12 protein-coding genes are annotated in these 12,653 nt (G+C 41.2%); 6 read left to right on the top strand and 6 right to left on the bottom strand.

Translation table 11 applies throughout. The features are described from left to right. Positions 1–14: 14 nt before the first annotated feature. A complete protein-coding gene (topA, locus tag J4E76_RS01210; protein WP_208500655.1) occupies positions 15–2,504 on the bottom strand; it encodes a type I DNA topoisomerase in 2,490 nt (829 codons plus the stop codon). 145 nt (positions 2,505–2,649) lie between these two features. Here topA and J4E76_RS01215 point away from each other — a divergent pair, with 145 nt between their 5' ends. Genes J4E76_RS01215 through J4E76_RS01225 form a run of 3 tightly spaced genes read left to right on the top strand, consistent with a single transcriptional unit; the run spans position 2,650 to position 5,531 of the window. Next, the gene (locus J4E76_RS01215) at positions 2,650–3,138 is read left to right on the top strand and encodes a histidine phosphatase family protein (protein WP_208500656.1); all 489 of its coding nucleotides are present in this window, start codon (positions 2,650–2,652) and stop codon (positions 3,136–3,138) included. A 60-nt stretch (positions 3,139–3,198) separates the two neighbouring features. Further along, positions 3,199–4,479, top strand: coding sequence for a polyamine aminopropyltransferase (speE, locus tag J4E76_RS01220; protein WP_208500657.1), 1,281 nt, complete (start codon positions 3,199–3,201; stop codon positions 4,477–4,479). Next, positions 4,476–5,531, top strand: a complete 1,056-nt coding sequence (locus J4E76_RS01225; protein WP_208500658.1) for an agmatinase family protein — start codon at positions 4,476–4,478, stop codon at positions 5,529–5,531. Before speE ends, J4E76_RS01225 begins: the two co-directional genes overlap by 4 nt. On the opposite strand, the gene J4E76_RS01230 is transcribed toward J4E76_RS01225, so the two are convergent. After that, positions 5,528–6,928, bottom strand: coding sequence for a hypothetical protein (locus tag J4E76_RS01230; RefSeq protein WP_208500659.1), 1,401 nt, complete (start codon positions 6,926–6,928; stop codon positions 5,528–5,530). The genes J4E76_RS01225 and J4E76_RS01230 overlap by 4 nt on opposite strands. Before the next feature lie 370 nt (positions 6,929–7,298). Between J4E76_RS01230 and J4E76_RS01235 the strand changes: the two genes are divergently transcribed. Beyond that, a complete protein-coding gene (locus J4E76_RS01235) occupies positions 7,299–8,708 on the top strand; it encodes a sodium:alanine symporter family protein (protein ID WP_236017251.1) in 1,410 nt (469 codons plus the stop codon). On the opposite strand, the gene J4E76_RS01240 is transcribed toward J4E76_RS01235, so the two are convergent. Next, a complete protein-coding gene (locus J4E76_RS01240; protein WP_208500661.1) occupies positions 8,701–9,315 on the bottom strand; it encodes a TlpA disulfide reductase family protein in 615 nt (204 codons plus the stop codon). The genes J4E76_RS01235 and J4E76_RS01240 overlap by 8 nt on opposite strands. Positions 9,316–9,478: 163 nt before the next feature. Here J4E76_RS01240 and J4E76_RS01245 point away from each other — a divergent pair, with 163 nt between their 5' ends. Both J4E76_RS01245 and J4E76_RS01250 read left to right on the top strand, forming a co-directional pair. Beyond that, complete coding sequence (locus J4E76_RS01245; protein WP_208500662.1) at positions 9,479–9,877, top strand: DUF4399 domain-containing protein; 399 nt, start codon at positions 9,479–9,481, stop codon at positions 9,875–9,877. Continuing rightward, positions 9,878–10,252, top strand: a complete 375-nt coding sequence (locus tag J4E76_RS01250) for a RidA family protein (protein ID WP_236017252.1) — start codon at positions 9,878–9,880, stop codon at positions 10,250–10,252. It abuts the gene before it with no gap. Here the strand turns inward: J4E76_RS01250 and J4E76_RS01255 are convergent, their stop codons facing one another. The 3 genes from J4E76_RS01255 to J4E76_RS01265 are packed head-to-tail and all read right to left on the bottom strand — an operon-like array spanning position 10,253 to position 12,579. Further along, positions 10,253–10,678, bottom strand: a complete 426-nt coding sequence (locus tag J4E76_RS01255) for a VOC family protein (protein WP_236017253.1) — start codon at positions 10,676–10,678, stop codon at positions 10,253–10,255. Between the two features lie 2 nt (positions 10,679–10,680). Then, positions 10,681–11,580 carry a GyrI-like domain-containing protein gene (locus J4E76_RS01260; protein ID WP_208500663.1) on the bottom strand — a complete coding sequence of 300 codons (900 nt, stop codon included), beginning with the start codon at positions 11,578–11,580 and terminating at the stop codon, positions 10,681–10,683. A gap of 48 nt (positions 11,581–11,628) precedes the next feature. Next, positions 11,629–12,579 (bottom strand): tetratricopeptide repeat protein, encoded by a 951-nt coding sequence (locus J4E76_RS01265; protein ID WP_208500664.1) that lies wholly within the window; start codon positions 12,577–12,579, stop codon positions 11,629–11,631. Between the last annotated feature and the right edge of the window lie 74 nt (positions 12,580–12,653).

The raw sequence follows: 12,653 nt of genomic DNA on the forward strand, positions 1-12,653 counted from the left end.
GTTTGAATAGCGGACTATTTCTTTTTGGCTCGGGTTTTTTTAGCAGGAGTGTTCTTTTCTATCAGACCTTTTGCCTCATCAAGTGTCATTTTGGATACATCAACGTTTTTCCCTAATTCCACTTTAACCTTTCCTTTTATGACATTATGACGACCCCAACGTGCTTTTTCAACGCGGACACCATCCTCTTCCCAATTGTGAATGACTTTGTCCTTCTCTTTTTGGATTTTGTCTTCAATCAGTTCGACAATGTCCGCATCTGATAGGTTATCCCAATCATACTTCTTATTGACATTGATGAACATATTGTTCCATTTGATAAAAGGACCAAATCTCCCTTTTCCTTTTTGAACAGGTTGACCGTCATAAACGTAAATCGGAGCATCGGCCGCTTCCTTTTCTTTGATAAGAACGATGGCCTCATCTTCAGTAATACTCAGTGGATCGGCATCCTTAGGAAGTGACACAAACTTGTCATCAAACTTCAGGTAAGGGCCAAAACGACCTATTGCTGCAATGATTTCCTTGTCCTTATAAGTTCCGACCTCACGTGGAAGTTTGAAAAGTTCTAAGGCCTCCTCTAAGGTTATGTTTTCAATGAACTGGCCAGTTTTTAAACTGGCAAATTGTGGTTTGTTCTCTGGGTCATCCGGGTCGGTTTCTCCAATCTGGACCAAAGGACCAAATTTTCCGAGTCTGGCAATAACAGGTTTGCCGCTTTCCGGATCAATACCAACCTCTCTACTTGAGCCTACATCACTACGGCTGATCTGTTCTGTGGCTTCAACCTTCTCATGGAAACCTCCATAGAAGTTCTTGATCATTTTTTCCCATTCTTGACCGCCACCAGCAATGTGGTCAAATTCTGCTTCAACTTTTGCAGTAAAACTGTAATCAATAACATTCGGAAAATGCTCGACCAAGAAGTCATTTACCACCATAGCAATGTTAGTAGGGAAGAGCTTGGCCTTTTCGGCCCCTGTAATCTCTGTCTTGCTTGCTGTAGATATTTGATCGTTTCTCAGAGTAAGCTCAGTATACTTTCTCTCAACTCCTTCACGGTTTTCTTTTACTACATACTCACGTTTTTGGACCGTAGAGATAGTAGGTGCGTAGGTAGAAGGTCGACCAATGCCCATTTCTTCAAGTCGCTTAACCAAACTAGCTTCAGTGTAGCGTGCTGGTGGTCGAGTAAAGCTTTCTTTACCTAGAATATGATCTAGGTTTAGCCCTTGTCCAATGTTCAACGGAGGCAGCATGCCTTTCGCTTCTTCATTGGGTTCCTCATCATCGGATGACTCTATATATACCTTTAAAAAACCTTCGAACTTGATTACTTCTCCATGTGCTACCAACTTTTCACTCGTTGAGGAAATGCCAATAGTAACGGTGGTTCTTTCCAATTGTGCTTCAGCCATTTGAGAAGCTACAGCACGCTTCCATATGAGGTCATAGAGCCTTTGCTCATTGTAATCCTTGCCTGCACCTCGATTAGAGAAGTCCGTTGGTCTGATCGCTTCGTGTGCCTCTTGTGCAGATTGAGATTTGGTCTTGAACTTTCGAGTTTTTACGAACTCTTCGCCAAATGAGGCTTTGATTTCATTTACAGCACCTTGTATCGCCTCATTTGATAAGTTCAATGAGTCTGTTCTCATATAAGAGATCTTACCTGCTTCATAAAGCTTTTGGGCCACCGTCATGGTTTGTGAAACTGAGAAGCCAAGCTTTCTACTCGCTTCCTGTTGAAGGGTAGAAGTAGTGAATGGCGCAGCAGGAGATCTTTTAGCAGGCTTTTTCTCTAAGTTTTCAATTTTATAATCAGCGCCAAGACATCTTTCTAAGAAACTCTGGGCTTCTGACTGGGACTCAAACTTTTTAGGAAGCTCTGCTTTCAACTCACGGCCTTCAACATTGAAGAGTGCACTTATTTTAAAGAAAGATTTCGAGTCAAAGGCATCGACTTCTCTTTCTCTTTCAACTACCATCCTTACGGCTACTGACTGAACACGTCCAGCTGAAAGACCTCTTTTAATTTTTTTCCAAAGTACCGGAGATAATTCATATCCCACCAGTCTATCAAGAATCCTCCTAGCCTGTTGAGCATTGACCAGATCTACATCAATATCCCTTGGGCTTGACATCGCAGCCTGAATAGCTGACTTTGTAATTTCTCTGAAAACTATACGCTTGGTATGAGCTGGGTCAAGCTTTAAGGCCTCTTTTAAATGCCAACTAATGGCTTCTCCTTCACGATCATCATCACTCGCTAGATAGATTGTATTTGCTGCTTTAGAGAGTTTTTTGAGCTGCTTTATAACTTCTCTCTTGTCTGAAGTCACCTCGTAGGTGGGCTTAAAACTATTCTCTATGTCTATAGCTTTATCACCTTTAGGTAAGTCTCTTACATGTCCATAACTGGATACAACTTTGAAGTCTTTACCCAGATAACCCTCAATTGTTTTTGCTTTCGCTGGGGACTCTACTATGACAAGATTTTTTGACATTATTTACTTTGTGTTTTTATTCAGAGCGCTCAAAGATGCGCATAAAACTTTCAAAAAAACAAACTATAACTATTGATGGCTTGATGGAAACATATCAAAAAACCAAAATTGTCGTTGTTTTGCACATAACCGAAACAACAACACAATGGTTAAGAATTTATTCCTGATCCGTCATGCGGAGGCAGAGTTCCCAGATAGTGATAAGCGCGATTTTGATAGAAGGTTGACTGGAAATGGTATGAATCAGGCAACTATTTTAGGTGAGCATATTCAGAAACTTCCACTTAAGCTTGATGCTATTTATCTGAGTCCAGCCATAAGGACACTAATGACAGGTAAATTAGTTGTCGAGCAAATGGATTACACACCAAGACTAATGGATGCGGAGGAGTTATATGAAGCCACCCAAAATTTAATGCGCGCTTTTGTGAACAGGATTGATCCTCTTTTTAATAATGTGGCAATCATTGCGCATAATCCATCCATAGCTCAGCTGTTTGCTTCATTGACAATGACAGTCCGTGATTACTCACCTGCCACTTGTACATGGATAGAGTTACCCGTGGACGATTGGAAGGCAGTTGCTTCGAATATGGGTATTGAAAAGGATTACTATTATCCGGGTATGTCCTGAGTGAAAATTTATTTTTCGACAGCGGTATCAACAATTATGTTTTGGTTTTAATTTTGCCGCATGGCGTCACTAGGCAGGCATATCATTGTTGAGTATTACGATTGTACTCCGGAGATATTAAACGATGTTACTCTCATTCAAGAGAGTATGGAAGGCGCGGCTGTAAAGGCCGGAGCCACAATAATCAATTCGACTTTTCATCACTTTTCACCTTATGGAGTTTCCGGAGTGGTGGTGATCGAAGAAAGTCATCTTGCCATTCACACATGGCCAGAATTTGGTTATGCTTCTGTAGATCTATTCACTTGCGGAGAATCTGTTGATCCATGGATCTCTTATCAGTATTTGAAGGAAGCCTTCGAAGCAGGTCATGGATCGGCAGTTGAGTTGAAAAGGGGAGAGATGGCACTTCTAACTCGAAAAGACTTTGATGTAAAACAACTTAGGGATGATAAGAGTGCCGAAGACGGTGGTCCTATTCGTACTAAGGATGTTTGGTTTACAGAGCGAGATGATAAGATTGCCTTATCACTGAAGCATGATGGTAAGCTCTATGATGAGCAGTCAGGCTTTCAGAGAGTAGAAGTCTATAACACGCAGGCTTATGGTAATATGCTCACCCTTGATGGTATGGTGATGACTACTGAGAAGGATGAATATGTTTATCACGAAATGATTACGCATATTCCGCTACTGACGCATCCTAATCCAAAAAGGGCGCTTATCATTGGTGGTGGAGATGGTGGTACGGCAAGAGAGATGCTTCGTCACGAAGGCTTGGAAGAAGTTGTGATGGTTGAAATTGACGACAAGGTGATTGAGGCGTGCAAGATGCATTTACCGACCATTGCTTCGGCTTTGGAAGACCCTAAACTCAACCTGATTGTTGATGATGGTATCAAATATGTCAAAGAAGCCGCTAGCGGTAGTTTTGATGTCGTGGTGGTAGATTCTACAGATCCAGTTGGTCCAGCTGAAGGCTTGTTCTCTGTAGACTTTTATAAGGAAGTCTATCGCATCTTGAGTGATGACGGTATCATGATCACACAGAGCGAATCTCCTCGTTTTAATAATAAAGTCTTTAAGGAGATTTACGAGGTCTACGGATCGATCTTTGGGCAAGATAAAGTTTACTGTTATTTGGCTTATATACCAACTTACCCTACGGGCATGTGGTCCTTCTCTTATAGTGCTAAAGGAAATGCTCATCCATTGAATGGACTGGACAAGGAAAAAAGCCGTACATTCTCAGAGTCGCAAGGCCTGAGTTACTATAATGAAGCTATTCATGAATCGGCCTTTGCACTTCCTAATTTTGTTAAGAAAATGATTAACCAGTGAGCCAAATAGATGATTTCGATCCAAATGCTGTTGGTGTAAAGGGGACTATTTTTGGTCTGCCTTATAGCACTGATACCGCTCAGGTCGTGATCATTCCCATTCCATGGGATGTTACCGTTTCTTACGGTGCCGGCACTGCACAAGCTCCAGCAGCCATACTAGAGGCATCTGCCCAGATTGATTATGAGATTCCGGATATTCCAGATGCCTGGAAGTTGGGAGTGGCTATGGCGGAAATCCCTGAGGTTTGGGAGTCATTGGGAAAGTCATTACGCGTAAAGTCTGAGATATATATTCAGTGGTTGGAAAACGGGAGTGACCCTGCTGTTGAAGACGAAATGACACAACGCCTTGCGGAGATTAACGCTGAATGCGCCCAGCTAATGCGATACGTTGAGCAGGAGACAGCATACTGGCAACAACAGGGTAAAACCACCATTCTATTAGGAGGTGACCACAGTACGCCCTTAGGACATATTTTAGCTTGTGCTAAAAAGGAGGGAGAAATTGGAATCCTTCAAATAGATGCCCATGCAGATTTGCGTAAGTCCTATGAAGGCTTTGACTATTCGCATGCAAGCATTATGTATAATGTCTTGGAACATAAGGGGATTACTAAGCTGGTACAAGTGGGCATTAGAGACTATTGTCAAGAAGAAGCTAATTATATTAAAACCTCTAATGGTCGCGTCACTACTTTCTTTGATCAAGATTTAAAAGAAGCTCAATACAAGGGGAGAACATGGCATGAGCAATGTCAAGAGATTATAGAGACCCTGCCCGGTAAAGTCTATATCTCATTCGACATAGATGGTCTCGATCCAAAGCTATGCCCAAATACCGGGACGCCTGTTCCTGGTGGACTGGAATTAGACCAAGTCAATTACCTGATAAAGCAAGTGGTGAAAAGCGGTCGGATAATAGTTGGAGCTGACCTTAATGAAGTATCTCCTGGAGTTGATGAATGGGATGCTACTGTAGGGGCCAGAGCACTTTACAGGTTATCAAGCTATTTAGGTGTAAGTCAAGGTTACCTAAAGATTATTACTTAGTTACTACAGTTTCCTGATTTAAGATCTTGCTTGGTTGGGTTGAAGCCGTTATCCCTAGAGAATACATCTCCGGTGAAGCCCTCGCTGTTTACTAAATTGGTAATATCACAAAAGTCCGTGAGGGAAGGATTTTCAAAGAAACCAACTCCAACAGATACTTTGACATTTTGCAGGCCTTTCAAACTTCTGAGCTTATGACTGTTGGAAACAGATAAATTTTGGATAGTTTCCAAGCTCTCGATTCCCTCCAAGTTTATGAGGTTCGGCATATCGTGTACGGTCATGACTAATCTCACTCTTTTTAGTGAGCTAAATCCACTTAGGTCGGTAATTGAATTCAACTGAGAGATATATAAAGTGTTGACTACCGTTTCCAAACTATTTAAGCCATCAAAACTATCCAAGTCTGGACTACCTCCAATATATAGGCTAGCTACCGAGGTGATTTTAGATAAATGCTCTAGGGTGCTGAGCTTGGGATTGTGCCACATACTAAAATATACGGCTTCAGTCAAATTGTTCAATCCGTTCAGGCTTTCTAGAGACTCATTGTTGTTTATCCAAAGTTCATTGTTAACGTTCAGCAATCCGTTAAGACCATCCAAGCTTGTAATTGAGGAGTTATTTTGTACATGTAAGTTCGCTAACCTAGTAATACCTTGAAGCCCATCCAGACTTGTCATTTGCGGGTTGTTAGTGATATACACATGATAGTTTATTTGTGTCAGGTTTGACAGTGCAGAAATATTCTCGAGTACTTCGTTCTTTTCGACTCTCATTAAAAACCCAATAGTATTTAGCCCACTGAGTCCAGAAAAAGAAGTGAGATTGGGGTTGTTAGTCACGATTAAATCTTGAACGGAGTTTAAATTTTCTAAACCTAAAAGACTTTTAAGTGCTAGATTATCATCAACTGTGAGGGAGCCTCCCACAGATTCTAATACTTCTATTCCATGAGTAGAGATTAATTGTTCATTTTCTAAAAGATCGAAGCGATCATTAATAGTCAATAAACTTGAAAGGCCACTTAAACCCCTTAGCCTAGTGTTTTTGGTGATAATTAAACTACCTCCAATTGTTCCTAGCTGATTGAGGCCTTCTAAATCAGTAAGACCCGTTCCTGAGATAATGAGGTCTCCTCCGATAGACGTGAGCTCTAACAATGGCCTTAAATCCACTATGCCTCTCGAAATCCCTAGACTCCCAATTTTCACACTTCCTTCCACTGAGGTATAACCTTTTGAGCCAAAGTCATTGATTTCTTGTTGATTTCTGAAAGAAATACTCTCAGTGAAATTCGGTTCGACCTGGGGACCATCGTCATCGCATGAGCTAAGAAAGAATAGGCTTAAGGCAATGATTATCAAATACTTTGAATAATGAGAATTACTGAGCATGCGAATGTTTTTTGTAGTATCGAATATGCAATTATAACGCCACAAACGGAAATGGATACATTTTGTATGCGAGGCTGTCTATTGAGAGAAAAGTGACATGACTGCTATCATCTTCCGCAAAGGCAAAAGGGTAGCTAGGCAAATCCTGTAGCGTTTATTGTTTAATAGCATCCTTAGCTGGTGAAAGCGTTTAGAGATATAACTGATCTTTCAACCAAAAGAAACGGTCAGTGTGATCATGATGTGAACAAATGGTTATATGAGAAGCCTTACTACCGCTGTTATCATAGTATCCCTATAAAATCACTATAGTGCTTGTCGCTTCTGGCCAATTGGGCTATTATAGTGGTTTACTTAAAAAAGTTAAGCTTTGGAGTTAATAGAAACCGCTGTACGAGATTTTAGTAACTGGATTTGGGGTATTCCACTTCTTATCCTGGTAATGGGAGGAGGGCTGTTCTTTATGGTCTATTCTAAATTCTCACCATTCCTCTATTTCAGACATGCTGTCAACGTTTTGCGTGGGAAGTATGATGAGAAGGACAAAGAAGGACAAATCAGTCACTATGAAGCCTTGTCGACCGCAATTGCTTCTACTGTGGGCATGGGTAATATCAGTGGTGTCGCTGTTGCTATTACTGCGGGTGGTCCCGGAGCTATTTTCTGGATGTGGGTCTCAGCCTTCTTTGGAATTGCAACTAAGTTTTTCACTTGTACACTGGCAGTAATGTATCGAGGGAAGGATTCCGAGGGAGAGGTTCGAGGAGGTCCAATGTATGTGATTACAGAAGGTCTAGGCGAGAAATGGAGGCCATTAGCAGTTTTCTTCTGTATTGTTGGCCTAGTAGGAGCGCTTCCAATCTTTCAGGCAAATCAACTGACTGCTGCTCTGAATACGATTTTAGGCCCAGCGGTGGGTTATGACACCACATCTTCCTTCAACTTGCTAGGTGCGAATGTGGCTTACTCTTCATTGATTACAGGGCTTGTGCTGACTGTATTAGTCTCAACTGTGATTTTTGGAGGGATTAAGAAAATTAGTAAGGTGGCATCTAAGCTCGTTCCTTCAATGGTTGTAATGTACTTCATTCTGGTAATCTTTATCCTATTGCAAAATGCATCTCAAATTCCTGGAATCTTTGGCTCAATTATAGACGAGGCCTTTACAGGAAATGCCATTCTTGGTGGAGGATTAGGAGCTATTATTATCCAAGGGGTAAGAAGAGCTGCCTTTTCAAATGAGGCTGGTATTGGTACTGCTCCAATGGTTCATGGTGATACAAAGACGGATGAACCTGTTAGAGAAGGTTTAGTAGCAATGTTAGGTCCAGCGATAGACACGCTGATTGTATGTACATTAACGGCTTTGGTAATCCTCAGTACAGGCGTTTATAAACCTTATTTAGGAGAGAGTATTGGTGGTATTCCAGTTACCCTCGAAGCCTTTAATCAAGCAATTCCAGGTGGTGCTGGTGGATATCTACTTGGTTTATGTATCCTGATTTTCGCAGTTTCTACCTTGCTTTCTTACTCATACTATGGCGTAAAGTGTATGTCATTTATGCTTGGCGCAAAGAGGGGCAACTTGTATAACTATATCTATATAGGTACAATAATAGTTGGCTCTGTTGCTTCTTTAGATTTCGTATTTACTCTGATAGATAGCAGTTTTGCTTTGATGGCAATTCCAACTATGGTGTCGGCAGTAATACTGGCACCGAAAGTTGTTAAAGCTTCTAAAGTGTATTTCGCGAAGCTAAAGGGAGGAGAGTTTAGTTAGTAACAGTACTCGCTGCAGACAGCTTACCGAGTAGTTTTCGGAACCTTCGAGTGTTATAGTTGGCAAGGCCCGTATGTTTTACAACCACTTCTCCTTCAGGAGAAATTACGAAAGTGGAGGGTACGTAGCCTGTTTCATACATGTCCGGCAAAGGAGTTATTGTTTTATAAATCGGTAAATCAAAGCCCTTTTTATCCACCCATTTAATGGCCGTTTCAAGATCTCTATCTTCGGAAATCATTAGGAAATGAACATTCGGGTCATCCTTGAAGTGTTCTCTCAATTTGTTTATTCCGGGCATTTCGGCAACGCAAGGCGCGCACCATGTAGCCCATATATTAATGAATATTGTCTGACCTTTAAGGCTCTTTACATCGAGAGTCTTTCCGTCCCTGTCGGTCAGTTTGAAGTTGAGATTGGCTTGTTCATAAGCATCTTCACTTAACTCGGATGCATTCATGACACCTGTATGCAGGAACACTTGCTGAACCTTCCCGAAAACTTCAGCCTGTGCACCTGTTAGGTAAATCGCAGCGAAAACTCCTACGATGATGACCAGCTCTATGATGTCTCTTTTGGTAACTGAGGCTTTCTTTGGCTTCTTCATACTTGTTAATTACAGCAAATCTAAGGAACAAGTTCAGATTAAAACTGTAATGTGTCTTTCAGATAACTCAAAATAATCAAAACCTTAGTTGCTTGCAGGTGTTATTCCTCAGGATCGCTTCCTATTTTAGCGGCCCTAAATTAGACCTTAACAAAACTATAAGATGAAAATAGTAAAGAGCCTTTGCCTATTGATAGTATTCTCTTTGGCGATTTTAGCATGTGGACAAAAGGATGGAGTTTACTTCGAAAACCTTAATGACGGCCAAGAGGTGGGTACTTCGGTTTTGGTAAAAATGGGTGTAAGTGGAATGGAAATCAAACCAGCAGGAGAGATAGTAAAAGGTACTGGCCATCACCATATGATAATTGATGGCGCTTCTATCAAAACTGGTGACATGGTACCCGCTAACAAAACGCATATCCATTTTGGAAAAGGACAGACCGAGACTACTCTTGACTTAGCGCCTGGGGAGCACACATTAACGCTACAGTTTGCAAATGGTGTTCATCAGTCCTATGGTTCGGAGTGGAGTAAGACCATAACGATAACCGTCAAATAATTGGAAAAGATAAATGCCAAAGGAGCTCCAAAGGCTTTAGGGCCTTATGTTTCTGCTATGAAATCTGGCAACCTGATCTTTTGCTCTGGTCAGACAGGAATAAACCCTGAGACTGGAAAGGTAGAAAAGACCTGTGTAGAGGGCCAGACTAAGCAGGTGATGAAAAACTTAAGGGCCGTACTGGCGTCACAAGGCTTAACTCTTCAGCATATTGTTAAGTGCAATGTGTATTTAAGTGACATGGCGAATTTTGAAAAGATGAATCTCGTCTACGGAGAAATGCTTGAAGGGCATACACCTGCCAGAACCACAGTGGCTGTTGCAGGCTTGCCCTTAGATGCGCTAGTAGAAATTGAGTGTATCGCTGAATTATAGCTATTTGTGCTGATCAATTAAGATGGGATTGCCATCAGGATCAATTAATGCAAAAGAAGCTGGTCCTTCATTTTTATCCATTCCGCTAGAAAAAGTTGCTTTGAGCCCTTTATCAGTAGCAGTTTTGAAGATACTTCTCGCATCGCCAGGGTTCATCGTAATAGTATTTTGAGGAAAGAAACCCTGAAACAAACCAATTCTAGCTTTGCCATTTTCCATGAGCATCCATCGTTGCTCAATGGCACCTTGCCCAGGGATTTGAGAAAAACCTAACTTCTCATAGAATGCTTTTGAAGCGGCTATATCTTTTACATTGAGGGAGATAGAAAAAGCTTCTATCTCAAAAGAATCTTCCTTGGTATTATGTGTATAAACCAAAGTTGCTGAAAGCAATGTGATGAGGGTGGGTAAAAAGTATCTCTTCATATCTAATAATTTATTTTTTCAATAGGAATGCAACAGTGTATATCAAAAGTCTCCCAGCCAATCTGTTCTGGTCCCTTTAAAAATGACTCGATAGCCGGACAATCACGAGGAATATACTCACTATTTGGCAGCCAGTTTTTATAGAGAAAATCCCAAGCTTGGCCCACTTTGAGGATATCACCCTGACAATGGATGAAAGCATATGTTCCAGCTGGTATAATGACTTTCTCAATAATTCCATTTTTAGGAATCTCTCGATCAGTTTCTACTGCAAAGTCATAACGATAATGGTTTGCAGGAGTGGTATCTGGGTCATCGATAGACATTCCATGCCTTTTTGAATCAGGTCTATTGTTTCCATCTGATTCATACCAGGCCATCAGTTTTTCATATGCTTCGACCAGGGCGGAACCGTCTGCTCCAAATATGGCCTTTATCAAGGCAACAGGTCTTTCCTTTTCTTGCCTTACTTCAACCTTGAACTGAGTAGGAGGAAGTTGTCGACTTTTGTCATAGGCAAGATGGAAGTTGTTCTCTGAACCATCTTGATAAATCCTGCTATTTAGAAGACTCTTGTCTCTTTTTAATTCACTCGGGCTATGACCGAAGCGAGCCTTGAATTGTCTGGTAAAGTTCTCTATCGATCCAAAGCCCACACTTTCGGCTATCTCATGGATTTTCATTTTTGGATGATGCTTGAGATAGAAAACAGATTTTTCGAGCCGTCTTCGAAGGATCGTGTCGTAGGGAGATTCATTTCTGATGGCTTTATAGAGCCTTTGAAAATGAAAAGTCGAGAAGTTCGCGGCCTTAGCCACTTCACTAACCTTTAGGTCCTCATTGAGATTTTGGTCAATAAAGTCAACAGCCTTGTTGATCCTGGTTAAATAATAGTCTTCCATGCTGTCTTAGCAAGATAGCAGAAAGCCAATTAAGTCTAAGAATACAAGTTATTTGACGCGCTTTAAACCCTCTTTGGCCAATTGCATCTTTGGGTCTTCATTGAGCGAAGCCTGGTACAAAGACTTTGCCTTTGTCTTATTGCCCATCTTTTCATAGATCATAGCCAGTCGCATTTTAGCGGCTGCATAGGAGGGAGAACCTTCATTTAATGGCAAGGTCATATACTCTTCCAGGGCTTTGATTCCTTTTTCTAATTGTAGGCCTGACAAAGCACTTGTACGACCAATCTGATAGACTGCATTGGTGTTTTTAGGTTCGGATACGCGCATCTTCTCAAAGTGTTTGAAAGCCTTGTCATACATTTGTCTATTCTGATAAAACGTACCTAAAGAGGTAGCGTAGACACTATCAAGTTCAACTAGTTTGACGAAGGCCTGTTCTGCTTCCGTATACTTTTTATCTCTTTGATAGACTGTAGAGAGCGCTCTGTAACCTTCTTTCTCATTGAAACTCATAATGACATTAGCCGTTTCTGTCGCTTTAGTCATGCTACCACCCATAATGCTAGGTGCTTGTGTATAATACTCGATCAGGCCCCATTGTGCATCTAAGTTTTGCGGGTCAAGTGCCACTGCTTTTTCGTAGTTCTTTTTGATTTTCGGGGCGACCATACCTTGTCTGATTTTGCTAATGTTTTGGGTATAAACACCATAAGCATTACCAAGCCATGCATAGTAATCAGCACTCTGATTGTTCTTTTTTATTGCTTCTTTGAAGTAATCAATGGCATCGCTGTACTCTTCTTCATCGAAGGCGATCCTTCCCAAGTAGTATTGAGCTTTTTCGTATTCCTGACTCTTAGATTTGTAGTCCTCTAGGTTTGCCTTGGCTTCTTTGAGTTTGCCATCTTTATAAGAGTTAATTCCCTTTTGAAGGTTTTGGGCAAGTGAGCTGAGTGTGATAAAGGATAGTAGGGAGATGAGTATTGACCGTTTCATATGTTGAGCTTTTGATGGAAGATGACTAAAAGTGACCTACAGTTGCACTAACAATCAAAAAAAATGCCAGCCCA

The organism is Roseivirga sp. E12 (genome assembly GCF_017592825.1).
GTDB lineage: Bacteria > Bacteroidota > Bacteroidia > Cytophagales > Cyclobacteriaceae > Roseivirga.